A 24,026-nucleotide genomic window follows, 5' to 3' on the forward strand; every position below is an offset into this window, starting at 1 on the left:
TCAAGCAGCGCGGCCTTACGAAGGTCGAGGCGCTGTTTCAGCTGGCGATGGCGGCGAGCAACCTCGTCCGCCTGCCGAAGCTGATCGCCGCGGGGGCCGCGTGATGGCGGCCCCGGCGGGGAAGGTGTGCCTGGAAGTCCGAAAGCGGGCTTGTTTCAGAGCGCGGGACGCGCTTGCGGAGCGCTTGAGCAGCGGGAAATCCGCGCTGCCGACCGAGTCGGGGGCTTCGCCGGGTCGAATTTCAACAGGCTGCTAGCGGGCCGGCATCTGCTCCTTCACGGTCATCCAGGCGCCGGCGCCCCCCGCCGCCGGCACGGGGTGATCCGGACCGGCGCCGTCGGGGAGGTACAGGTCGCCGGCCAGGCGCTCCCCGCCGGAGGTGAACTCCACCTCCTCGACGCGGACCTCGGCCGCGGCGGGCAGGGCGAAGGCAAGGGCCAGGATGCCGCCAAACGGGCTTTCATCGGCATGTTCCTCCTTCTGTCGTGGGGGGCGGGAAGAAGGTGGAAAGCGGGGACCGGGCCTGCCCGGCCGGGCAACGGGGGCGCCGGCAGCGCGGCGCGCATCCGCCGGGGCGGGGCAGGGAACCGGCGCGGAGCCGAATCTAGCGCCGGCCGGGTGGCCGTGGCCTTGACCGGAGTTGCGTTTTCACGTGGCGTGCCGGCGGGACTCAGCCGGGCAGGATGAAGGCGGCCACCACCTTGCGGCCCTCGCTGGCCAGGACGTTGTAGGTGCGCGCAGCAGCGGGGTTGTCCATGACCTCGATGCCGACGCCGCGGGTCAGGCAGGCGGCCAGCACCGCCGGCGGCGGGAACACCTGGGTGGCGCCGGTGCCGAGCAGCACCACGTCCGGCTCCAGGGCCAGCAGCGGTTCCAGCGCGGCCGGGGACAGTGCGGCCACCGATGCCACCGGCCAGTCCTCGACCAGGGCCGAAGGCGCCAGGAAGAAGCTGGCGGCCAGCACCCGGTCGTTGACCCGGGCGCTGCGGCCGTCGGCGGCACGCAGCACGTACTGGTAGTCGGGGATTTCCTGGTTCAGGAACATGGGCGTGTTCAGGCCCGGGGCAGGACGATCCCGGGCTTCTCCCGCGACGGACGGTACAGGGTGGCGGTGTGGCCGATGCGCTGGACCAGGGCCGCGCCGGTCTGCGCGGCCAGCTCGGCGATCATGGCGTCGCGCGCCTCGCGGTCCTCGGCGGCGACCTTCACCTTGACCAGCTCGTGGCGTTCCAGCACCGCGTCCAGCTCGGCCAGCAGGGCGGGGGTGACGCCCTTGCCGCCCACCTGCATCAGGGCCTTGAGCCCGTGCGCCTGGCTGCGCAGGAAGCGGGTCTGGGCGGCGGTGAGGACGGCGGACATGGGGACAAACCGGGGGAAGGGGGGCGGATCAGGGTATCATGGCCTTCCATGTCCCCGCGGGCCCGGCCCGCTCTTCCGCATGTCCCGCAGCTCACGCAGCAAGAGCAGCCCCCGCTGGCCCCGCGAGCATTTCGCCGACCCCTACGTGAAAAAGGCCCAGGCCGAGGGCATGCGCTCGCGCGCGGCCTACAAGCTGGAGGAACTGATCGAGCGCGACCGCCTGCTCCGGCCGGGCATGGTCGTGGTCGACCTGGGCGCGGCCCCCGGTGGCTGGTCCCAGTACGTGCGCCAGGCCCTGGGCGACACCGGCCGGGTCATCGCCCTGGACATCCTGGAGATGCCGCCGCTGGCCGGGGTCGAGTTCCTTCATGGGGATTTCAGGGAGGATGCCGTCTTATCCGAACTGGAATCGCGCCTGGGCGGCCAGCCCGTGGACCTTGTGCTCTCGGACATGGCCCCCAATATGAGTGGCGTGGACGCGGTGGACCAGCCGCGGGCCATGTACCTGGCGGAGCTGGCGATGGACTTCGCCGACACCCACCTGCGCCCCGATGGCGCCTTCCTGATCAAGCTGTTCCAGGGGGTGGGGTTCGACGAATACGTGCGCGAGCTGCGCCGGCGCTACCAGAAGGTGGCGATCCGGAAGCCGGCGGCCTCGCGCAAGCGTTCGCCGGAAGTCTATGCCCTCGGCCAGGGCAAGCTGGCCCAGATGAAGTAAGCTGGCCCAGGCCAGTCCCCCCCACACGCAGTACCCGCGGAGCGTCACACCGGAGCCATGAGGATGAACGACTTGACCAAGAATCTGCTGCTCTGGGTGGTCGTCGCCGTCGTACTGATGGTGGTGTTCCAGAGCTTCTCGCCGCGTGGCGCGGGCAGCGTGGCCGCCGGCGAGTCCCCCAGCTACACCCGCTTCGTGCAGGAGGTGGACGCCGGGCGCATCCGCTCGGTGGTGTTCACCGACGAGAGCACCTTCAGCACCAACGTGATCCGGTACCGGCGCACCGACGGGACCGAGGGCCAGGTGGTCGGCCCCACCGACCAGAAGCTGCTGGACCAGCTGATCAGCAAGAACATCGACGTGGTCCGCGAGAAGCCGCAGACCGGCCCTGGCTTCTGGACCATCTTCCTGCAGTTCTCGCCGATCCTGCTGCTGATCGGCTTCTGGATCTTCATGATGCGGCAGATGCAGGGCGGCGCGGGCGGCGCCAAGGGCGCCATGTCCTTCGGCAAGTCGCGCGCCAAGCTGCAGGGCGGGGACCAGGTCAAGGTCACCTTCGCCGACGTGGCCGGCTGCGACGAGGCCAAGGAGGAGGTCGCCGAGCTGGTGGAGTTCCTGCGCGATCCGACCAAGTTCCAGCGCCTGGGCGGCAAGATCCCGCGCGGCGTGCTGATGGTCGGCCCGCCGGGCACCGGCAAGACGCTGCTGGCCAAGGCCATCGCCGGCGAGGCCAAGGTGCCGTTCTTCTCCATTTCCGGCTCGGACTTCGTGGAGATGTTCGTGGGCGTGGGCGCCAGCCGCGTGCGTGACATGTTCGAGCAGGCCAAGAAGCACGCCCCCTGCATCATCTTCATCGACGAGATCGACGCGGTCGGCCGGCACCGCGGCGCCGGCCTGGGCGGCGGCCACGACGAGCGCGAGCAGACCCTCAACCAGCTGCTGGTGGAGATGGACGGCTTCGAGGGCGGCGAGGGCGTGATCGTCATCGCCGCGACCAACCGCCCGGACGTGCTCGACCCGGCGCTGCTGCGCCCGGGGCGCTTCGACCGCCAGGTGGTGGTCGGCCTGCCGGACGTGAAGGGCCGCGAGCAGATCCTCAAGGTGCACATGCGCAAGCTGGCCCTGGCCGACGACGTCGAGCCGATGGTCATCGCCCGCGGCACCCCGGGCTTCTCCGGCGCCGACCTGGCCAACCTGTGCAACGAGGCGGCGCTGTTCGCCGCGCGCGAGAACGCCAAGGAAGTGCGCATGGAGCACTTCGACCGCGCCCGCGACAAGATCCTCATGGGCGCCGAGCGCCGCTCGATGGCCATGAGCGAGGAGGAGAAGCGGCTGACCGCCTACCACGAGGCCGGCCACGCCATCGTCGGCCGCCTGATGCCCGAGCACGACCCGGTCTACAAGGTCACCATCATCCCGCGCGGCCGCGCCCTGGGCGTGACCATGTACCTGCCCGAGGGCGACCGCTACTCGATGAGCCGCGCGGCCATCGAGTCGCAGCTGTGCTCGCTGTACGGCGGCCGCGTGGCCGAGGAGCTGATCTTCGGCGAGGACAAGGTCACCACCGGCGCCTCCAACGACATCGAGCGCGCGACCAAGCTGGCGCGCAACATGGTCACCAAGTGGGGTCTGTCGGAGGAGATGGGCCCGATCGCCTACGGCGAGCAGGAGGACGAGGTGTTCCTCGGCCGCTCGGTGACCCAGCACAAGAACGTCTCCGACGAGACCGCGCGCAAGATCGACGAGGTCGTGCGCTCGATCCTGGAGAAGGCCTATGCGCGCACCCGGCAGATCCTGACCGAGAACATCGACAAGCTGCACGCCATGTCGGCGGCGCTGCTGCAGTACGAGACCATCGACGGGCCGCAGATCGACGCCATCATGGAAGGCCGCGAGCCGCCCCCGCCGGCCGGCTGGGGCCGCACGCCGGGCGCCGGCGACGGCGGCGACAGCAAGGGCGGCGGCGAACGCCCGGTGCCGTCGGTGGGCGGGCCGGTCGCCACCCAGCCCTGAGCGGAGCCCCAGGTGTCCGCTCCCGGGTCCGGGCCGCGCCGCAGCTACTACGTCCGCAACCCGTGGCGTCCATGGGTGGCGGGCGGCATGGCCGGCGCCTCCACCATCCTGACCACCACCACGCTGTTCTACGCGCTGGGCCGGCTGCCGCTGGCCCTGGTCGGGATCAGCGTGGGGCTGGCGGCCGCCGCCGCCGGCCTGGCCCTGTACGCGCGGCACCGCGCCGCGCGCTTCGACGCCGAGCACCTGGGCCGCTGAGCGGCCCGCCGGGGGAACTGCCGTGTTCGACATCTCGCCGCAACTGGATTGCGCCGGGCGCGTGCTGGTCCTGGACCGCACCCGCGTCATGGGCATCGTCAACGTCACTCCGGACTCCTTTTCCGACGGCGGCCTGCACGCCAGCGTGGACGCGGCCGTGGCCCACGGCCTGCGCCTGGCCGAGGAGGGCGCGGACATCCTCGACGTGGGCGGGGAGTCCACCCGCCCCGGCGCGGCCGAGGTGCCGGTGGAGGAGGAGCTGCGCCGGGTGGTGCCGGTCATCGAGCGCCTGGCGCGCCAGACCTCCGTGCCGATCAGCGTGGACACCTGCAAGCCGGAGGTGATGCGCGCGGCGGTGGAGGCGGGCGCCGGCATGATCAACGACGTGTGTGCGCTGCGCCGCGAGGGCGCGCTGGACACCGCCGCAGCGCTGGGCGTGCCGGTGGTGCTGATGCACATGCGGGGCGAGCCGCGCACCATGCAGGACGACCCGCGCTACGACGACGTGGTCGCCGAGGTGCACCGCTTCCTGGCCGAGCGGGTGTTCGCCGCCGAGCTGGCCGGCATTCCGAAGAAGCGCCTGGTGGTGGACCCGGGTTTCGGCTTCGGCAAGACCACCGCGCACAACCTGGCCCTGCTGGCGCAGCTGGAGCGCTTCACCGGGCTGGGCGTGCCGGTGCTGGCCGGGCTGTCGCGCAAGCGCAGCATCGGCGAGCTGACCGGGCGCGAGGTGCCGGCCGAACGCGTGGCCGGCTCGGTGGCCGCGCACCTGGTCGCCGCCCAGCGCGGTGCGCGCATCGTGCGCGTGCACGACGTGGCCGCCACGGTGGACGCGCTGAGGGTGTGGGAGGCGGTGGCCGCGGTGCCGGCGCCGCGGCGCGCCGCCGCACCGGGGATCGCCTGGCCGGAGGACTGACCGGCCGTCCTGCGGCTGCGCGGCCCGGCGGGCAGACGGTAAGCTGCGCGCTCCTGCCGGAGAGGGGAGCGCATGACCGCCAGCACGCCACTGCTTGCCACCTTCGTCGCCTACCTGCTGCTGATGGTGGGCATCGGCCTGTGGGCCTGGTTCCGCACCCACAGCTTCGACGACTACATCCTCGGCGGGCGTTCCCTGGGCAGCGTGGTCACCGCACTGTCGGCCGGCGCCTCGGACATGAGCGGCTGGCTGCTGATGGGCCTGCCCGGCGCGCTGTACCTGTCCGGCCTGGCCGAGGCCTGGATCGCCATCGGCCTGACCCTCGGCGCCTGGCTGAACTGGCGCTTCGTCGCCGGGCCGCTGCGCCTGTACACCGAGCGCACCCACAACGCGCTGACCCTGCCGGACTACTTCACCCACCGCTTCGAGGACCGCAGCCGGGTGCTGCGCATCCTCTCGGCGCTGGTGATCCTGGTGTTCTTCGCCGTGTACTGCGCCTCCGGCATCGTCGCCGGCGCGCGCCTGTTCGAGAGCGTGTTCGGCCTGCCCTACGCCCAGGCGCTGTGGTGGGGTGCGGCGGCGACCATCGCCTACACCTTCCTCGGCGGCTTCCTGGCGGTGAGCTGGACCGACGCGGTGCAGGCCACGCTGATGATCTTCGCCCTGCTGCTGACCCCGGTGGTGGCGTTGCTGCAGCTGGGCGGCCCGGCGCAGGCGCTGGCCCTGGTGGAGCAGGTGGACCTGGCGCGACTGCAGTGGATCGGCGCCGGCGGCCTGGTCGCAGTGGTGTCGGCCGCGGCCTGGGGCCTGGGCTACTTCGGCCAGCCGCACATCCTGGCCCGCTTCATGGCCGCGCAGGACCTGGCCACGCTGCCGCGCGCGCGCCGCATCGGCATGGCTTGGATGGTGCTGTGCCTGGCCGGCGCGATCGCGGTCGGCCTGGCCGGCCTGGCGTACTTCACCCGCTTCCCGGAGCAGGGCGCCCTGGTCCACGGCAACCCGGAACGGGTGTTTATCGCCCTGGCTGGCGCGCTGTTCAACCCCTGGGTGGCCGGCGTGCTGCTGTCGGCGATCCTGGCGGCGATCATGAGCACCCTGTCCTGCCAGCTGCTGGTCTGTTCCAGCGCCCTGACCGAGGACTTCTACCGCGGCCTGTTGCGCCCGCACGCCGGCCAGCGCGAGCTGGTCTGGGTGGGCCGGACGGCGGTGCTGGTGGTGGCACTGCTGGCGATCTGGCTGGCGCGCGACCCGGACAGCCGCGTGCTGGGCCTGGTCAGCTACGCCTGGGCCGGGTTCGGCGCGGCCTTCGGCCCGGTGGTGCTGTTCTCGCTGTGCTGGGGGCGGATGACCCGCAACGGCGCCCTCGCCGGCATGCTGGCCGGTGCCCTGACCGTGATCCTGTGGAAGCACACCGGCAGCGCCCTGTACGAGATGGTGCCCGGCTTCCTGGCCGCCAGCCTGGCCATCGTCGTGGCCAGCCTGGCCGACCGCGCGCCGTCGGTGCAGGTCCAGGCCACCCATGCCCAGGTCCGCGCCAGCCTGCGCGAGCACGGCTACTGAGGCGGCGATGGCGGAGGACTCACGCCCGTCGGCGATCGCCATCATGGGCCCGACCGCGTCGGGCAAGACCGCCTTCGCCGTGGAGCTGGCCCGGGCGCTGGGCGGGGAGATCGTCAGCGTGGACTCGGCCCTGGTCTACCGCGGCCTGGACATCGGCGCGGCCAAGCCGGACGCGGCCGAGCGCGCCGGCGTGCCGCACCACCTGCTGGACGTGCGCGAGCCATGGGAGCCGTACTCGGCCGCCGAGTTCGCCGCCGACGCGCGCGCGGCCATCGACGCCATCCTGGCCCGGGGCCGCCTGCCGGTGCTGGCCGGCGGCACCGGCCTGTACTTCCACGCCCTGCTGCATGGCCTGGCGCCGATGCCCGAGGCCGACCCGGAGCTGCGCCGGCGCATCGCCGACGAGGCGCGGGAGCGCGGCTGGCCGGCCCTGCACGCCGAACTGGCCCGCGTCGACCCGGAGGCGGCCGCGCGCATCCGCCCGGGCGACGCCCAGCGCATCCAGCGCGCGCTGGAGGTGTACCGGCTCAGCGGCCGGCCGATCAGCGCCTGGCAGCGCGACCCGCCGCCGCCGCGGCCGCCGCTGCGGGTGCTCAAGCTGGTGCTGGCCCCGCGCGAGCGCGCCGAGCTGCACGCGCGCATCGCCACCCGCTTCGACCGCATGCTGGAGGCCGGCTTCCTCGACGAGGTGCGCCGGCTGCGCGCGCTGCCGCAGCTGCGCGACCACCCGCGGCCGCTGGACCTGCCGGCGCTGCGCGCGGTGGGCTACCGCCAGGCCTGGGAGCACCTGGACGGGCGGTACGACGCGGCCGGGTTCCGTGACCGGGCGGTCTTCGCCACCCGTCAGCTGGCCAAGCGCCAGCTGACCTGGCTGCGCGGGCAGCTGGACGCCCGCTGGTTCGACCCGCAACGTGAACGGGACGGGCTTTGCGACGCGGTGGGCCGTTTCCTGCCGGCGCAGGCGGTGCGGGCGCGCCGGCTTGTGTAACATGCCTTCACGGGCCCGGGGGGAGGCCCGCCAGGACCAGAACAATAAATAATACAGAACAAGAAAGGGGACCTACCTATGTCCAAGGGGCAATCGCTGCAGGATCCGTTCCTGAACGCTCTGCGACGCGAGCGCGTGCCGGTGTCGGTGTACCTGGTCAACGGCATCAAGCTGCAGGGTACGATCGAGTCCTTCGACCAGTTCGTGGTGCTGTTGCGCAGCACCGTGAGCCAGATGGTCTACAAGCACGCCATCTCCACCGTCGTGCCGTCGCGTAATGTCCGGGTCGGACCCGGCGGCGGTTACGTCCAGCACGCCGACCAGGCCGAGCCGGCCGGCGAGACCCGCGCGGAGGGCGAGCGCAACACCGAGGAGTCCTGATTGTTCGAACGTTCCCGCAAGGGTGAACATGCGTTGCTGATCCAGCCCCACGCGGGCGGGGCCGTTGCGGAGGACGTGCTCGAGGAATTCGCCGACCTGGCCCGCTCGGCCGGCGCCAGCATCGCCGCCACCATCACCGCGCGCATCGACCGGCCCAACCCGGCCACGCTGATCGGCAGCGGCAAGCTGGAGGAGGTGAAGGCCGCCGCCGAGGCCACCGGCGCAGACCTGGTGCTGGTCAACCACGCGCTGACGCCGGTGCAGGAGCGCAACCTGGAGAAGGCACTGCAGCGCCGGGTGGTGGACCGCACCGGCCTGATCCTGGACATCTTCGCCCAGCGCGCGCGCAGCCACGAGGGCAAGCTGCAGGTCGAGCTGGCCCAGCTCAAGCACATGGCCACCCGCCTGGTGCGCGGCTGGACCCACCTGGAGCGCCAGCGCGGCGGCTCCATCGGCCTGCGCGGCCCCGGCGAGACCCAGCTGGAAACCGACCGCCGCCTGCTGCAGAAGCGGGTGGAGCAGCTGCAGCGGCGGCTGGAGAAGGTCGAGGTGCAGCACGCGCAGATGCGCCGCGCCCGCGTGCGCAGCGAGCTGCCGCGGGTGGCCCTGGTCGGCTACACCAACGCCGGCAAGTCCACCCTGTTCAACGCCCTCACCGGCGCCGACGCCTACGCCGCCGACCAGCTGTTCGCCACCCTGGACCCGACCGTGCGCCGGGTCGCCCTGCCCGGCGGCACCATCGTCCTGGCCGACACCGTGGGCTTCGTGCGCGACCTGCCGCACGAGCTGGTGGCGGCGTTCCGCTCGACCCTGGCCGAGGCGCGCGAGGCCGACCTGCTGCTGCACGTGGTCGATGCCGCCGATCCGCACCGCGAGGAACGCATCGCCCAGGTGGACGCGGTCCTGGCCGAGATCGGCGCCGGCGGGATCCCGCAGCTGCTGGTGATGAACAAGATCGACCGCATCGAGGGTGCGGTGCCGCGCCACGACCACGACGGCGGCGCGCCCGGCGAGCCGGGCCACCGCGAGCGGGTGTGGCTGTCGGCGCGCGACGGCCGCGGCATGGAGCTGCTGCAGGGCGCGCTGGCGCGGCGCCTGGACCTGCAGCGCGTGGCCGGCGAGCTGCGCCTGCCGCCGCAGGCCGGGCGCCTGCGCGCGCGCCTGCACCAGCTGGGCGCGGTGCGCGCCGAGGAGGCCGACGAGCACGGCTGGCGCCTGCGCCTGGACCTGCCGCGCGGCGAGGCCGAGCGCTTGGCCGCGCGTGCCGACGGCGAGCCGCTGCGCGCGCTGCTGCCGCCGCGCCAGGCCGAAGAAGTGGAATGAGCCCGCGGCCGGGGCGCTGGCTCCGGTCTTGCTAGAATCGGGCAGCCCCCGGGCGGCTCCGGGCCGCGCCGGATCCCATCACTACGGAGCATTCATGGTCTGGAACACGCCAGGCAAGGGCGGGGACTCCCCCGACAACAACCGCCAGTCGCCTTGGCCGCCGCGGCGCCCGTCGCGCGGCGGGGGCGGCTTCGACGACGTCCTGGGCAGGCTGCGTGGCGCCTTCGGTGGCGGCGGCACCGGCCGCTGGATCGTGCTGGCCGTGGGCCTGCTGGTGCTGCTGAGCAGCTTCCAGCTGGTCGGCGAGCAGCAGCGCAGCGTGGTCCTGCGCTTCGGCCAGTTCGCCCGGGTCATGCAGCCGGGCCCGAACCTGAAGTGGCCGTGGCCGATCGAGCGCGTGATCACGGTCAATGCCACCCAGATCAAGACCTTCAGCAACACCGTGCCGGTGCTGACCCGCGACGAGAACATCGTCAACGTGGCCATGAACGTGCAGTACCGCGTGGGCGACCCGCGCCTGTACCTGTTCGGCTCGCGCGACGCCGACCGGGTGCTGGAGCAGGTGGCGCAGAGCGTGGTGCGCGAACAGGTCGGCCGCTCGACCCTGGACACCGTGCTCGGCGCCCGCGGCCCGCTGTCGGTCAGCGCCGCCGAGCAGCTTCAGGCCTCCCTGGACGCCTACCGCACCGGTCTGGTGGTCACCGAGCTGAACCTGCAGGACGCGCGCCCGCCGGAGGAGGTCAAGCCGGCCTTCGACGAGGTCAACAGTGCCCAGCAGATCAAGGACCAGCTGATCAACGAGGCCCGTGCCTACGCCGCCAAGGTGGTGCCGGAGGCGCGCGGCGAGGCGGCGCGCCGGCGCACCGTGGCCGAGGGCTACAAGGCCGCCAAGATCGCCCAGGCGCAGGGTGACGTGGCCCGCTTCACCCTGCTGCGCGAGCAGTACCGCGCCGCGCCGGAGGTCACCCGCAAGCGCCTGTGGCTGGAGACCGTCCAGGAGGTGCTGGCGCAGAACCGCAAGGTGGTCGGCGGCGACGGCCGCCAGCTGATCTACGTGCCCATGCCTTCCGGCAGCGGCATGCCGGCGCCCGGGCAGCAGGCCGCGCCGGTGGTGCCGGCCGAGGCCCTGCTGCCGGGCATCGAAAGCAACCCCGAACCGCTGCGCGACGGCACGCGTAATCCGCAGCGCACCGGCCGTGACGAGGTGAGGCGATGAAGTACCCGTTCTGGATCGCCCTGGCGGTGGCCGCCGGGCTGGGCCTGCGGGGCTCGGTCTTCGTGGTGCGCGAGGACCAGGTCGGCCTGGTGCTGAACCTGGGCCGGGTCAGCCGCACCGACATCGGCCCGGGCCTGCACTTCAAGTGGCCGCTGGTGGAGACGGCGCGCGTGTTCGACCGCCGCTTCGCCCTGATCGACTTCTCGCCCGAGCGCTACCTGACCTCCGAGCGCAAGGACGTGGCGGTGGACTTCGTGGCCATCGGCTACATCGACGACGTGCGTGCGTTCTACCGCGCCACCGGCGGCGACGAGTCGGCCGCGGCCGACCGTCTGGCGCCGATCATCAAGGACTCGCTGCGCAACGAGATCAACGCCCGCACCCTGACCCAGCTGGTCTCCGGCGACCGCAGCGACGTGATCGCCAGGCAGCTGGAGGGCATCAACCGCGGCGCCTCCACCCTGGGCATGCGCATCGTCGACATCCGCCTGAAGCAGATCGACCTGCCCACCGACTCGGACGTGATCAAGCAGGTCTACGACCGCATGCGCGCCGAGCGCAAGCAGGTGGCCAGTGCGCTGCGCGCCGAGGGCGAGGAGCAGGCCCGCTCGATCCGCGCCCAGGCCGACCGCGACCAGTCGGTGATCGTGGCCGAGGCCGAGCGCGACGCCCAGCGCCTGCGCGGCGAGGGCGACGCCGAGGCCGCGCGCCTGTACGCCGAGGCCGCCGCCGCCGATCCGGGCTTCTACCACTTCTACCGCAGCCTGGAGGCCTACCGCGCGGCCTTCGCCGACGGCCAGGGCGTGATCGTGCTGGACCGCAACGATCCGTTCCTGCAGTACCTGAAGAACGACCGCTGATGCCGGCCGAGCTGGTCTCGGCCCTCTGCCTGGTCGCGGTGCTGGAGGGCCTGGTCCTGTTCGTGGCGCCGCAGGCCTGGCGCCAGGCGATGGCGCAGCTGCTCGCGCTGCCGCCCTCGCGCCTGCGCCGCATCGGCGGCGTGGTGCTGGCCGCCGGCCTGGCGGCGCTGTGGTGGACCCGCAACGGCTGAACCCGGCCGCGCCGGCCCGGCGCGGCCGTCCTACGGCCAGTCGAGCCGGCCGCTCACCACACTGACCACCTGGCCGCCGGCCCAGACTTCGCCGGCGGCATCCACGTACATGTCCAGGCGCGCGTCGTGGCCCACCTCGCGGCCTTGACTGACGCGGTAGCGCCCGCCGGCGCCGGGCAGGGCGTCGCGCAGCGCCAGCCATGCCGCCAGGGTGGCGTTGGCCGCGCCGGAGGCAGCGTCCTCGAACACGGCCGGGCCGCCGACGAAGGCGCGCGCGGCCACCTGGTAGTCGCCGCCGCGGCAGCGGGCGAAGGCCAGCACGCCCATGCTGGAGGTGGACCGGGCCAGCCCGGCGATGGCCTGCCAGTCCGGGCGGGCGTTGCGCAGCGCCGCCTCGTCCTTGGCCTCGGCCACCCACCAGCGCCGGCCGCCGTCCATCAGCGCCGGCGGCAGCGCGCCCGGCGGCAGCCAGTCCAGCGCCTCCAGCAGGCGCGAGCTGCGCGCGTCGGCCACCTCCACCAGCCGCGCGCGCGGGGTGCGGATGGCGATACGGCGGGTGCCGTCCACCTGCTCCACGCGCAGCGGCAGCAGTCCGGCCACGCCTTCCTGGCGCAGCAGGCCGTCGGCGTCGGGTGCGGCCAGTCCCGCCTCCAGCACCGCGTGCGCGGTGCCCACGCTCGGATGGCCGGCGAAGGGCACCTCGCGCCTGGGGCTGAACATGCGGATGGCATAGCTGGCGCCCGGTTGCGTGGGCGGGAACACGAAGGTGGTCTCCGGCAGCCGCGTCCAGCGGGCGATGGCCTGCATCGCGGCCTCGTCCAGGCCGGTGGCGTCCAGCACCACGGCCAGCGGGTTGCCGGCGCCGGGCCGGTCGGCGAACACGTCCACCAGGACGTAGGGGCGCGGGGCCATGGGCGGTCTCCTGAAGGCGGACACCCGAGGTTACCAGTCGACCGTGCCGCGGATCACCGCGTGCACCGGTCCACCGACCCAGACCTCGCCCGCGCCGTCCACCTCCAGCTGCAGCACCGCGTCGCGGCCCAGCTCGCGGCCCTGGCTGGCGCGGTAGCGGCCGTCGCGGCCGGGCAGGCGCCCGGCCTGGTGCAGGGCGGCGGCGCTGGACGCATTGACGCTGCCGGTGGCCGGGTCCTCGGCGATGCCGGCGCCAGGTGCGAAGGCGCGCACCACCAGGTCGGCCGCACCGTCGCCCGGCGCGAACACCGCCAGCTTGCCCTGGCCGGGCAGGGCGGCGATCGCGCCCAGGTCCGGGCGCAGGCCGCGCACTGCGGCGGCGTCGGCCAGTTCCAGCAGCCACCAGTCCGGGCCGTTGTTCCACAGCGCCGGGGGCAGGGCGCCGCGACGGGCGCCGAGCACCTCCGGCGCCAGCAGCCAGTCCGGCGCGGCCGTCTCGCGGCGCTGCGCGCGCGGGCTGCGCACGGTGGGCACGATCCGCCCGTCCTGGCGGGCGATCCGCACCGGCAGCAGGCCGGCCGCGCATCCCTGCACCAGGCCGCCGCCGCCCCCGCGGGCCAGTCCCGCCTCCAGCGCCGCCCAGGCCGCGCCCACGCTGGGGTGGCCGGCGAAGGGCAGCTCCATGCGCAGGGTGAAGATGCGGATGCGGTAGTCGGCCTCCGGCGCGGTCGGCGGCAGGAAGAAGACCGTCTCCGAAAGGTTGCTCCAGGCGGCGAAGGCCTGCATGCGCGCCGTGTCCAGGTCCGCGGCGTCCAGCACCACGGCCAGCGGGGTGCCTGCGCCGGCGTACGGCGCGAACACGTCGAGCTGGAGGAAACGGCGGACGGTCATGGCGGTCTCCGGAGGACGGGCAGCGCGCAGGGTAAGCGCCGCCGCGCCGCGGCGCGAGTGCCGCGCGCGCGGGTCACGGGTTGCGGGTGCACGTGCGCCACGGCGGCGCGGGAAAAGCGCTTAGAATCGGCAGCTCAGTGCCCGCTGCCCGGGTGAATCCAACGCACTCCATGTCCGCAGCCGCATCCGCGCCCGAATCCGCTTCCGGCGGATGGATCGTCCTCAAGTTCGGCGGCACCTCGGTGTCGCGTCGCCACCGCTGGGACACGATCGGCCGGCTGGCGAAACGGCGCGCGGAGGAGACCGGCGGGCGCGTGCTGGTGGTGGTCTCGGCGCTGTCCGGGGTGACCAACGAGCTGGCCGCCATCGCCGACGGCGCGGCCGACGCCGCCGGCCGCGTGGAGGCGCTGGAGCGGCGCCACCGCGACTTCGCCGCCGAGCTCGGGCTGGACGCCGAGGCCGTGCTCGGCCGGCGCCTGGCGGCGCTGCGCGGCCTGCTGGAGGACCCGCGCGCGGCCGCGCGCCCGCTGGACTGGCAGGCCGAGGTGCTGGCCCAGGGCGAGCTGCTGTCCTCGACCCTGGGCGTGGCCTACCTGCAGGCGCAGGGCCTGGACTTCGCCTGGATGGACGCGCGCGACTGGCTCGCCGCGCTGCCGCGCCAGCCCAACCAGAGCGAGTGGTCGCAGCGGCTGTCGGTGACCTGCCAGGCCCAGGCCGATGACGGCTGGCGCGCGCGCTTCGCCGCCCAGCCCGGGCGCATGCTGCTGACCCAGGGCTTCATCGCCCGCCACGCCGACGGCGGCACGGCGATCCTCGGCCGCGGCGGCTCGGACACCTCGGCCGCGTACTTCGGCGCGCTGCTGGGCGCGGTGCGGGTGGAGATCTGGACCGACGTGCCGGGCATGTTCAGCGCCAACCCGCGCGAGGTGCCGGACGCGCGCCTGCTGACCCGGCTGGACTACTACGAGGCGCAGGAGATCGCCACCACCGGCGCCAAGGTGCTGCATCCGCGCTCGATCAAGCCCTGCCGCGACTCGGGCGTGCCCATGGCCATCCTCGACACCGAGCGGCCCGAACTGCCGGGCACCAGCATCGACGGCAGCGCCGAGCCGGTGCCGGGCGTGAAGGCCATCAGCCGCCGCAACGGCATCGTGCTGGTGTCGATGGAAGGCATCGGCATGTGGCAGCAGGTGGGCTTCCTGGCCGACGTGTTCGAGCGCTTCAGGCGCCACGGCCTGTCGGTGGACTTGATCGGCACCGCGGAGACCAACGTCACCGTGTCGCTGGACCCGAGCGAGAACCTGGTCAACACCGACGTGCTGGCCGCACTGTCGGCCGACCTGGCCGAGATCTGCCGGGTCAAGGTGATCGCGCCGTGCGCCGCCATCACCCTGGTGGGCCGCGGCATGCGCTCGCTGCTGCACAAGCTCTCGGACGTGTGGGCGGCGTTCGGCCGCGAGCGCGTGCACATGATCTCGCAGTCGTCCAACGACCTGAACCTGACCTTCGTGATCGACGAGGCCGACGCCGACGGCCTGCTCCCCGAGCTGCACGCCGCGCTGATCGACAGCGGCGCCATGCCGGTGGCGGAGGCGGCGGTGTTCGGCCCGCGCTGGCGCGAGCTGGAGGGCCGCTTCCGCCCGCGCCCGGTGCCGTGGTGGCACGCCCCGGCCATGCGTGCACGCCTGCGCGAGCTGGCCGCCGCCGGCACCCCGCGCTACGTCTACCACCTGCCCACGGTGCGCGAGCGTGCGCGCCAGCTCAAGGCGGTGGCGGCGGTGGACCGGCGCTTCTATGCGATCAAGGCCAACCCGCACCCGGCCATCCTGCGCACCGTGGTGGAGGAGGGCTTCGGCCTGGAATGCGTGTCCCTGGCCGAGCTGCGCCACGTGTTCGCGGTGCTGCCGGAACTGGATCCGGGACGGGTGCTGTTCACCCCCAGCTTCGCCCCGCGCCAGGAGTACGCCGAGGCCTTCGCCCTGGGCGTCAACGTCACCCTGGACAACGTCGAGGCGCTGCAGCGCTGGCCGGAGATCTTCCGCGGCCGCCGCGTCTGGCTGCGCATCGACCTGGGCCACGGCGCCGGCCACCACCAGAAGGTGGTCACCGGCGGCAAGGCCTCCAAGTTCGGCCTGTCGCTGGCGCGCGTGGACGAGTTCGTGGACGCGGCGCGCGCGCTGGGCATGGTCATCACCGGGCTGCACGCGCACATGGGCAGCGGCGTGGACGATCCGGGCCACTGGCGCCTGATGGGCGACGAGCTGGCCGGCTTCGCCCGCCGCATCGGCACCGTGGCCATCCTGGACATCGGTGGTGGCCTGCCGATCGCCTACAGCGACGACGAGGAGCCGTTCGACCTGGACGCCTGGGCCGCCAGCCTGGCCGAGGTGCGCGCGGTGCATCCGGCCTTCGACCTGGTGGTCGAGCCGGGCCGCTTCCTGGTGGCCGAGTGCGGCGTGCTGCTGGCGCGCGCCACCCAGGTGGTCGAGAAGGACGGCGTGCGCCGCGTGGGCCTGGACGCCGGCATGAACGCGCTGGTCCGCCCGGCCCTGTACGACGCCTGGCACGACATCGCCAACCTGGACCGCCTGGACGAGCCGGCCGACGCCGTGTTCGACGTGGTCGGCCCGATCTGCGAGTCCTCCGACGTGTTCGGCAGGCGCCGGCACCTGCCGGCTGCCACCGCACCGGACGACCTGATGCTGATCGCCGACGCGGGCGCCTACGGCCACGCCATGGCCAGCACCTACAACCTGCGCGCGCTGCCGGCCGAGGACGTGATCGATGGTCCCGCGGACTGAGCGGCCGCCGGCCTCGGCGCCGGCCGGTGCGGCCACGGCCCCGCCCGGGCCGGCGCCGTGGTTGCCTTCCATCGTGCCCGGCGCCACCCTCGTGGCCGTGCCGGTCGGCACTTGGCTCGCGCCGCTTTCCGCTTTCGTGCTGTGCCGGCGCCACCTGCGCCGCCGCGGCGGTTCCACCACGGACTTTGCATGACCACTTTCGACCGCGACGCCATCCAGACCTTCCGCTTCGTCCGCTGCGGCCTTGATCCGGCCACCGGCGTGGCCGAGCTGGCCTATGCCTTCGGCGACGGTCCGGAGCTGGTGGAGACCGTGACCTTCCCCGGCGCGCCGTTCGCCCTGGAGGGCGCGCGCGCCGAGGCGGCCACGCGCGCGCTGCGCCTGCTGCACCTGGTCGCCGGCGTGAGCTACTACAAGGCCGCGGTGCCGCCTGTCATCCGCATCGACGGCTATGCCATCGACGCGGCCACCGCCGCGCTGATGGACCAGGTCTACCTCAACGGCCTGGGCGAATTCGCCTACCGCAACGGTCTGGACCTGCGCGGCCGCATCCGCTTCCCGGCCGAGGCCGCGGCGCCCGCGCCCGCGCCCGCGCTGGGCCTGGACGGGCCGGCGCTGGTGGCCATCGGCGGCGGCAAGGACTCGCTGGTGACCATCGAGGCGCTGCGCGCGGCCGGGGTGGCGCAGACCGTGGCCTGGATCGGCGGCTCGCAGCTGATCCGCGCCTGCGCCGAGCGCACCGGCCTGCCCATGCTCAACATCGGTCGCGCGCTGGCCCCGGCCCTGTTCGAGATCAACCGCCAGGGCGCGTACAACGGCCACATCCCGGTGACCGCGATCAACTCGGCCATCCTCGTGCTGGCGGCGGTGCTCACCGGCCACGGCCAGGTGGTGTTCTCCAACGAGCGCTCGGCCAGCTACGGCAGCCTCATCCCGGGCACCGGCGAGGTCAACCACCAGTGGTCCAAGGGCTGGGCCTTCGAGCAGGCCTTCGGCACGCACGTGGAGCGCACGGTGGCCGCGGACCTGCACTACTACTCGCTGCTGCGGCCGCTGTCGGAGCTGGCGGTGGCGCGCCAGTTCGCCAGGAACGACCGCTACGACGCGTACTTCTCCAGCTGCAACCGCAACTTCCACATCCTCGGCGAGAAACCGGCGCAGCGCTGGTGCGGGCTGTGCCCGAAATGCCACTTCGTGTTCCTGGCCTTGGCGCCGTTCATGCCCAAGCCGCGCCTGGTGGCCATCTTCGGCCGCAACCTGCTGGACGATCCGGGGCTGGCCCCGGGCTTCGACGCACTGCTGGAGTACCAGGACCATAAGCCGTTCGAGTGCGTGGGCGAGGGCCGCGAATCGCGCGCGGCCATGGCTCTGCTGGCCGGGCGCGCCGAGTGGCGGGAGGACGCGCTGGTCAGGCGTTTCGCGCACGAGATCCGGCCCCAGCTGGATCCGGCCGAGCTGGAGGTGGCGCCGCTGCTGGCCGCGAGCGGCGAGCACCGGGTGCCGGCGCCGGTATGGGAGCGCGTGGGTGCGTATTTCGCAGCTTGAGGGCCGGCGCGTCGCACTGTGGGGCTGGGGCCGCGAGGGCCGCGCGGCCTGGCGCGCCATCCGCGCGCGCCTGCCGCACCAGCCGTTGACCCTGTTCTGCAGCGCGGCAGAGGCCGAAAGCGCCGCGGCGCTGGGCGACCCGCTGCTGCTGCCGCGCACCACCGTGGATGGCGGCGCGCTGGCCGGCTTCGAGGTCGTGGTCAAGTCGCCGGGGATCAGCCCCTACCGGCCCGAGGCGCTGGCCGCGGCCTCCCGCGGCACCGTGTTCATCGGCGGCACCACGCTGTGGTTCGCCGAGCATCCGCAGGCGCGCACCGTGTGCGTGACCGGCACCAAGGGCAAGAGCACCACCACCGCGCTGGTGGTGCACCTGCTGCGCACGGCAGGACACCGCACCGCGCTGGCTGGCAACATCGGCCTGCCGCTGCTGGAGCTGCTGGACCCGCAGCCGGCGCCGGAGTTCTGGGCCATCGAGCTGTCCAGCTACCAGACCGGCGACGTGGCCGCCAGCGGCACGCGGCCGGAGGTGGCGGTGGTGCTCAACCTGTTCCCCGAACACCTGGACTGGCACGGCAGCCACGAACGCTACATGGCCGACAAGCTCCGCCTGGTGACCCAGGCGCGGCCGCGTACCGCGGTGCTCAACGCCGCCGATCCGCGCCTGGCCGCGCTGGAACTGCCGGATTCGCGCATCGTCTGGTTCAACCGCGAGGACGGCTGGCACCTGCGCGGCGAAGTGCTTTACCGCGGCGACGTGCGGGTGTTCGACACCGGCGGCGCACCGCTGCCGGGCCCCCACAACCGCGGCAACCTGTGCGCGGTGCTGGCCGCGCTGGAGGCCCTGGGCCTGGACGCGGCGCCGCTGGCGCCGGCGGTGCAGGATTTCCGCCCGCTGCCGCACCGCCTGCAGTGGCTGGGCGAGCGCGAGGGCATCGGCTACGTCAACGATTCGATCAGCACCACCCCGCACGCCAGCCTGGCCGCATTGGACTGCCACCGCGGCCGGCCGGTGGCGATCCTGGTCGGCGGCCATGACCGCGGGCTGGACTGGAGCGCCTTCGCCGAGCGCATGCGCACCGAGCCGCCGAAGGCGGTGGTGACCATGGGTGCCAACGGCCCGCGCATCCACGCCCTGCTGGCGCCGCTGGCCGCGGCGGGCGGCTTCGCCCTGGAGCAGGCCGACGGCCTGGCCGACGCGGTGGCGCGCGCGCGCCGGCTGCTGGGCGGGGAGGGCGTGGTGCTGCTGTCGCCGGGTGCGCCCAGCTTCGGCGCCTATCGCGACTACACCGAGCGCGGCCGCCACTTCGCCGCGCTGGCCGGCTTCGACCCGGACGGCATCAGCGCCATCCCGGGTCTGGGCATCGCCTGAACCGCGACAACGGCCCCGCGCACCCGGCGCCGTCTCACCTCCCGCAGGAGCCGCGTATGCGGCGACCCCGCCGCGTGCATCCGGCGCCTGCGTTCGATCGCCGGGTCCCGGGTGCTTCCGGCGCAGGCGCGCCTGCCGCCCTCAGTGCGTGCGCTCGACCGCGTAGCGGGCCAGGCCGCGCAGGGCGGCCACCGCCTCGCTCTCCGGCAGGATGGACAGGGCGGCCTCGGCGGCGCGGGCGTAGTCCATCGCGCGCTGGCGGCTGTACTCCAGGCCGCCGGTGGCGTGGATCGCGGCCAGCACCTCGGCCATGGCCGAGGTGTCGCCCTCCTGCACGATCCGGCGCAGGCGCTCCCGTGTGGCCGCATCCGAACGGTCCATGGCGCGGATCAGGGGCAGGGTGGCCTTGCCCTCGGCCAGGTCGTCGCCCAGGTTCTTGCCCAGCTCGGCGGCGTCGGCGGTGTAATCGAGCACGTCGTCGGCGATCTGGAAGGCGTAGCCCAGGTTCATGCCGTAGTCGTACAGGGCCTGCTGCACCGCCTCGTCGGCGCCGGAGGCCAGCGCGCCCAGGCGCGTGCCGGCGGCGAACAGCACCGCGGTCTTGCGCTCGATCACGCGCAGGTAGGCCGCCTCGTCGGTGTCCGGGTTGCGCACGTGCAGCAGCTGCAGCACCTCGCCCTCGGCGATGCGGTTGGTGGTGTCGGCCAGGATCCGCATCACCTCCATGCGGTCCAGTTCCACCATGAGCTGGAAGCTGCGCGAGTAGAGGAAATCGCCCACCAGCACGCTGGCCGCGTTGCCCCAGATGGCGTTGGCGGTGCTGCGGCCGCGGCGCAGGTCGGACTCGTCCACCACGTCGTCGTGCAGCAGGGTGGAGGTGTGGATGAACTCGATGATCGCCGCCAGCTGGTGGTGGTCCGGGCCCGCGCCGCCGGTGGCCTGGCCGGCCAGCACCACGAGCATCGGCCGCAGGCGCTTGCCGCCGGCGTTGATGATGTGTTCGGCGATCTGGTTGATCAGCACCACGTCCGAGGCCAGGCGGCGGCGGATCAGCGCGTCGACCGCGGCCATGTCGGCCGCCGCCAGCGCCTGGATCCGGGGCAGCGGAGCGTGGGTGAGGGTGAGGGAATCATCTGCCATTGTGGGGCCCGGGCAAAGTTCCTGAATTATAAGGGCACGGGCCCTGTCCGTCCCGGCCGCGGCTCGGAAAACACCTACCGCGCGGCGCGGATTCCGGCGCTGGCCGGTTGCGGGCGTCTATACTGGAATCCTGCTGCCCGGGATCCGCCGGGCTCCACCAGACGGAAACAGGACTATGGCGCGCGGCATCAACAAGGTCATCCTCATCGGCAACCTCGGCGACGATCCCGAGGTCAAGTACACCCAGTCCGGAATGGCGGTGACCACGATCCGCCTGGCCACCACCAGCGTGCGCAAGGACCGCGACGGCAACACCCAGGAGCGCACCGAGTGGCACCGGGTGAAGCTGTTCGGCAAGCTCGGCGAGATCGCCGGCGAGTACCTGCGCAAGGGCTCGCAGTGCTACATCGAGGGCAGCATCCGCTACGACAAGTTCACCGGCCAGGACGGGCAGGAGCGCTACATCACCGAGATCATCGCCGACGAGATGCAGATGCTCGGCGGCCGTGGCGGCGGTGGTGGCGAGGGCTTCGGCGAGCGCCCGCAGCGCAGCGCGCCGCCGCGCCGCGAGTTCGCCCCGCGCAACGCCCCGGCCCCGGCCGCGGCGCCGCCGGCCTCCAGTGGCGGCTTCGACGACTTCGCCGACGACGACATTCCCTTCTGACCGCCGGGCGTCCGCGCGGCGGGCGTCCACGTGCCATCCCGGGCCCGGCCCCGCAAGGGGCCGGGCCTTTTTTGCGCCTGCGGGCCAATATCCGCGTCGCCGTCCAGGTCGCCGCTGACGCGGCCCCCCTGCAGGGAGGAAACGTGCGCGGTGCGCCCTACACACGCCGCTGATGCCGGGCGCGGGAAAGTCGGCAGGGCGGCAGTCCCGCCGCGCGGGAGCGATGCCCTGTGGACGTGACGCGATGAGCCTGGCCGACTACCGCCGCAAGCGCAGCTTCACCCGCACCGGTGAACCGGAACCGGGCAGGCCGGCGCCGCGCGGCCGCCGTCCGCTGTTCGTGGTGCAGCTGCACCACGCCAGCCGCCGCCACTACGACTTCCGCCTGCAGGTGGGCGATGCGCTGCGCAGCTGGGCCGTGCCCAAGGGACCCAGCTACGACCCGAAGGTCAAGCGCATGGCCGTGGAGGTCGAGGACCATCCGCTGGAATACGCCGATTTCGAGGGGCAGATCCCGCGGGGCGAATACGGCGGCGGCCACGTGGCCCGCTTCGACCAGGGCGTGTGGAGCACCGACGGCGATCCGGAGGCGCAGCTGGCCAAGGGCCATCTGCGCTTCGAGCTGTTCGGCCGCAAGCTCAAGGGCGGCTGGCACCTGGTGCGCTCGGGCAAGCCGGCGCGGCAGCCGCAGTGGCTGCTGTTCAAGGACGAGGACGCCTACGCCGGGCCGCTGGAGGCCGACGACCTGCTGGCCGGCGTCACCCCGCCGCCGGCGCAGGACCGGCGGCGCGCCGGCAGCGGCAAGGCCACGCGCAGGAGGAAGACGGAGGTGAAGGCACCGGCCACGCGCCGGCGCGACTGGGCGAAGGCCGCGCTGGCCCTGCCCGGCGCGCGCAAGGGCGCGGCGCCGGATGGCGCGTTCGCACCGCAGCTGGCGCGGCTGGTGCAGGCACCACCGGAGGGCGCGGACTGGCTGCACGAGCTTAAATGGGACGGTTACCGCCTGCTGGCGACCATCGCCGACGGGCAGGTGCGGCTGTGGTCGCGCAACGGCCTGGATTGGACCGGGCGCGTGCCCGAGGTGCGTGACGCACTGGGCGCGCTGGGGCTGCGCTCGGCGGTGCTGGACGGCGAGCTGGTCGCCGGCCGCGGTGCGCGCACCGACTTCAACCTGCTGCAGGCCGTGCTGTCCGGCGAACGGCAGGCCAGGCTGGTGCTGGTCCTGTTCGACCTGCTGCACCTGGACGGCGTGGATCTGGCCGGGGTGCCGCTGCGCGAACGCAAGGCGCTGCTGCGGCGCGTGCTGGACGCAGGCCACGGCGGCCACCTGGCCTACAGCAGCCATGCCGAGGGCGAGGGCGGTGAGGCCTTCCGCGTGGCCGGCATGCAGGGATTCGAAGGCATCGTCTCCAAGCGTGGCGACCGGCCGTACCGTCCTGGGCGCAGCGACGACTGGCGCAAGACCAAGCTGCTGGAAGGCGACGAGTTCGCGGTGGTGGGCTTCACCGCACCCAGGGGCACGCGCACCGGCTTCGGCTCGCTGCTGCTGGCCCGCCCCGACCCGGAGCACGGCTGGCGCTACGCCGGCAAGGTCGGCTCCGGCTTCAGCGAGGCGCAGCTGCGGGAGCTGGCCGGACGCCTGGGCAAGGGTTCGCGCGCGCCGAGCGTGTTCGTGGACGTGGACGATCCGGAGCTGCGGCGCGCGGCCTGGATCGAGCCGGAGCTGGTGGTGGAGGTGTTTTACCGCGGCATCGGCGCGCAGCAGGTGCTGCGGCAGCCGTCGCTGAAGGCGCTGCGCCCGGACAAGCGTGCCGCGGACCTGTCCGATCCGGATCGCGGGCCGCCGGGCCCGGGGAGCACCAGGATGGGCGGAACGAAGCGCGCCACGGCGGGGCGGGCGGCCAAGGTGGCAAGCCCTGGAAAGCGTGCCGGCGCCGTGAAGAAGGCCGGCGCGGCCAGGGCGAAGAAGGCGGGCGCGGACAAGACCGCCGCGCCGCGCACGCGCAGGCGCGCGGCCGGGGCGGGCGCGCCGCCGGAGCTGTCCAGCCCCGGCAAGGTGCTCTATCCCGGCGACGGCTACACCAAGGCCGACGTGTGGAACTACTACCAGACGGTGATGGACCAGCTGCTGCCGCAGATCGCCGGCCGGCCGCTGTCGGTCATCCGCTGCCCGGGCGGCATCGCCCGCGCCTGCTTCTTCCAGAAGCACCGCACGGCCGGGCTGGAACGGGTGGCCACGGTGCGGCTGAAGGAGGAAAGCGGCGGCTCGGGCGATTACCTGGTGGTCGAGGATGCGGCCGGGCTGATGGAGCTGGTGCAGTTCAACACCCTGGAGTTCCATCCGTGGGGTGCGCACGCGGACGCACCGGATACGGCCGACCGGGTGGTGTTCGACCTGGACCCTGGGCCGGACGTGCCCTTCGCCGAGGTCAAGCGCGCGGCGCAGGACCTGCGCCGGCTGCTGGCGCGGCTGGAGCTGGAGTCGTTCCTGCGCGTGTCCGGCGGCAAGGGCCTGCACGTGGTGGTGCCGCTCAATCCGGGCTGCGACTGGGCGCTGACCCGGCGCTTCGCGCGCGGCTTCGCCGAGGCGCTGACCCAGGCCGAACCGGACCGCTTCCTGGCCGTGGCCAGCAAGCGCCTGCGCAACCGCCGCATCTTCATCGACTGCCTGCGCAACGGCCGGGGCGCCACCGCGGTGGCCTCGTACTCGCTGCGCGCACGGCCGCGCGCGCCGGTGGCCATGCCGATCGGCTGGAACGAGCTGGCGCGGCTCGCCAGGCCGGACGCCTTCACCCTCGCCAGCGTGCCGGAGAAGCTGCGCCGCCGCCGGCGTGATCCGTGGGAGGGCATGGACCGGATCCGCCAGGACCTGGCGCGCTGGGCCGACGCCGGCGCGTGACGGCATCCGGCGGCACGCGGCG

General features: G+C 73.4%; 21 protein-coding genes. 16 read left to right on the forward strand and 5 right to left on the reverse strand.

Features of this window, described 5'->3' with window-relative positions; genetic code table 11:
* Positions 1–670 precede the first annotated feature (670 nt).
* Positions 671–1,045: an Mth938-like domain-containing protein gene (locus CR938_RS05135; RefSeq protein WP_162123970.1), complete on the reverse strand. Its 375-nt coding sequence runs from the start codon at positions 1,043–1,045 to the stop codon at positions 671–673.
* Positions 1,046–1,053: 8 nt separating this feature from the next.
* On the reverse strand, positions 1,054–1,359 hold the full coding sequence (gene yhbY / locus CR938_RS05140) for a ribosome assembly RNA-binding protein YhbY (RefSeq protein WP_162123971.1): 306 nt from the start codon (positions 1,357–1,359) through the stop codon (positions 1,054–1,056).
* A 79-nt stretch (positions 1,360–1,438) separates the two neighbouring features.
* Between yhbY and rlmE the strand changes: the two genes are divergently transcribed.
* The 11 genes from rlmE (at position 1,439) to CR938_RS05195 (ending at position 11,783) form a co-directional block, all read left to right on the forward strand.
* Positions 1,439–2,077: a 23S rRNA (uridine(2552)-2'-O)-methyltransferase RlmE gene (gene rlmE, locus CR938_RS05145; RefSeq protein ID WP_162123972.1), complete on the forward strand. Its 639-nt coding sequence runs from the start codon at positions 1,439–1,441 to the stop codon at positions 2,075–2,077.
* A gap of 63 nt (positions 2,078–2,140) precedes the next feature.
* Positions 2,141–4,090 (forward strand): ATP-dependent zinc metalloprotease FtsH, encoded by a 1,950-nt coding sequence (gene ftsH, locus CR938_RS05150; protein WP_162123973.1) that lies wholly within the window; start codon positions 2,141–2,143, stop codon positions 4,088–4,090.
* Positions 4,091–4,102: 12 nt separating this feature from the next.
* The gene (locus tag CR938_RS05155) at positions 4,103–4,348 is read left to right on the forward strand and encodes a hypothetical protein (RefSeq protein ID WP_162123974.1); all 246 of its coding nucleotides are present in this window, start codon (positions 4,103–4,105) and stop codon (positions 4,346–4,348) included.
* Positions 4,349–4,370: 22 nt separating this feature from the next.
* Positions 4,371–5,264 carry a dihydropteroate synthase gene (gene folP / locus CR938_RS05160; RefSeq protein ID WP_162123975.1) on the forward strand — a complete coding sequence of 298 codons (894 nt, stop codon included), beginning with the start codon at positions 4,371–4,373 and terminating at the stop codon, positions 5,262–5,264.
* A 72-nt stretch (positions 5,265–5,336) separates the two neighbouring features.
* Positions 5,337–6,824 carry a sodium/proline symporter PutP gene (putP, locus tag CR938_RS05165; protein WP_162123976.1) on the forward strand — a complete coding sequence of 496 codons (1,488 nt, stop codon included), beginning with the start codon at positions 5,337–5,339 and terminating at the stop codon, positions 6,822–6,824.
* Between the two features lie 7 nt (positions 6,825–6,831).
* Positions 6,832–7,812 carry a tRNA (adenosine(37)-N6)-dimethylallyltransferase MiaA gene (gene miaA / locus CR938_RS05170; RefSeq protein ID WP_162123977.1) on the forward strand — a complete coding sequence of 327 codons (981 nt, stop codon included), beginning with the start codon at positions 6,832–6,834 and terminating at the stop codon, positions 7,810–7,812.
* A gap of 78 nt (positions 7,813–7,890) precedes the next feature.
* On the forward strand, positions 7,891–8,193 hold the full coding sequence (gene hfq, locus CR938_RS05175) for an RNA chaperone Hfq (protein WP_162123978.1): 303 nt from the start codon (positions 7,891–7,893) through the stop codon (positions 8,191–8,193).
* Entirely contained in the window at positions 8,194–9,516 is a 1,323-nt protein-coding gene (gene hflX / locus CR938_RS05180; RefSeq protein WP_162123979.1) for a ribosome rescue GTPase HflX, read from the forward strand.
* A gap of 94 nt (positions 9,517–9,610) precedes the next feature.
* On the forward strand, positions 9,611–10,732 hold the full coding sequence (gene hflK, locus CR938_RS05185; protein WP_162123980.1) for an FtsH protease activity modulator HflK: 1,122 nt from the start codon (positions 9,611–9,613) through the stop codon (positions 10,730–10,732).
* Positions 10,729–11,592 carry a protease modulator HflC gene (gene hflC, locus CR938_RS05190; protein ID WP_162123981.1) on the forward strand — a complete coding sequence of 288 codons (864 nt, stop codon included), beginning with the start codon at positions 10,729–10,731 and terminating at the stop codon, positions 11,590–11,592. The genes hflK and hflC overlap by 4 nt, the downstream gene beginning before the upstream one ends.
* Positions 11,592–11,783 (forward strand): DUF2065 domain-containing protein, encoded by a 192-nt coding sequence (locus CR938_RS05195; protein ID WP_162123982.1) that lies wholly within the window; start codon positions 11,592–11,594, stop codon positions 11,781–11,783. The genes hflC and CR938_RS05195 overlap by 1 nt, the downstream gene beginning before the upstream one ends.
* A gap of 30 nt (positions 11,784–11,813) precedes the next feature.
* On the opposite strand, the gene CR938_RS05200 is transcribed toward CR938_RS05195, so the two are convergent.
* Together CR938_RS05200 and CR938_RS05205 are read right to left on the reverse strand one after the other, a co-directional pair.
* Positions 11,814–12,695 (reverse strand): PhzF family phenazine biosynthesis protein, encoded by an 882-nt coding sequence (locus CR938_RS05200; protein WP_162123983.1) that lies wholly within the window; start codon positions 12,693–12,695, stop codon positions 11,814–11,816.
* Between the two features lie 30 nt (positions 12,696–12,725).
* Positions 12,726–13,586: a PhzF family phenazine biosynthesis protein gene (locus CR938_RS05205; protein ID WP_162123984.1), complete on the reverse strand. Its 861-nt coding sequence runs from the start codon at positions 13,584–13,586 to the stop codon at positions 12,726–12,728.
* A gap of 170 nt (positions 13,587–13,756) precedes the next feature.
* On the opposite strand from CR938_RS05205, the gene CR938_RS05210 reads away from it, so the two are divergent.
* The 3 genes from CR938_RS05210 (at position 13,757) to murD (ending at position 19,301) form a co-directional block, all read left to right on the forward strand.
* Positions 13,757–16,387, forward strand: coding sequence for a bifunctional aspartate kinase/diaminopimelate decarboxylase (locus tag CR938_RS05210; protein ID WP_162123985.1), 2,631 nt, complete (start codon positions 13,757–13,759; stop codon positions 16,385–16,387).
* Positions 16,388–16,576: 189 nt separating this feature from the next.
* A complete protein-coding gene (gene murL / locus CR938_RS05215) occupies positions 16,577–17,932 on the forward strand; it encodes a UDP-N-acetyl-alpha-D-muramoyl-L-alanyl-L-glutamate epimerase (protein WP_162123986.1) in 1,356 nt (451 codons plus the stop codon).
* Entirely contained in the window at positions 17,913–19,301 is a 1,389-nt protein-coding gene (murD, locus tag CR938_RS05220) for a UDP-N-acetylmuramoyl-L-alanine--D-glutamate ligase (protein WP_162123987.1), read from the forward strand. Before murL ends, murD begins: the two co-directional genes overlap by 20 nt.
* A gap of 141 nt (positions 19,302–19,442) precedes the next feature.
* On the opposite strand, the gene CR938_RS05225 is transcribed toward murD, so the two are convergent.
* Positions 19,443–20,441 (reverse strand): polyprenyl synthetase family protein, encoded by a 999-nt coding sequence (locus tag CR938_RS05225; protein ID WP_162123988.1) that lies wholly within the window; start codon positions 20,439–20,441, stop codon positions 19,443–19,445.
* A gap of 175 nt (positions 20,442–20,616) precedes the next feature.
* Here CR938_RS05225 and ssb point away from each other — a divergent pair, with 175 nt between their 5' ends.
* Positions 20,617–21,105, forward strand: a complete 489-nt coding sequence (gene ssb / locus CR938_RS05230) for a single-stranded DNA-binding protein (protein ID WP_162123989.1) — start codon at positions 20,617–20,619, stop codon at positions 21,103–21,105.
* A 244-nt stretch (positions 21,106–21,349) separates the two neighbouring features.
* Positions 21,350–24,004: a DNA ligase D gene (gene ligD, locus CR938_RS05235; RefSeq protein ID WP_162123990.1), complete on the forward strand. Its 2,655-nt coding sequence runs from the start codon at positions 21,350–21,352 to the stop codon at positions 24,002–24,004.
* Positions 24,005–24,026: the final 22 nt, after the last annotated feature.

The sequence above is a fragment of the Pseudoxanthomonas taiwanensis genome (assembly GCF_010093135.1).
Lineage (GTDB): Bacteria > Pseudomonadota > Gammaproteobacteria > Xanthomonadales > Xanthomonadaceae > Pseudoxanthomonas > Pseudoxanthomonas taiwanensis.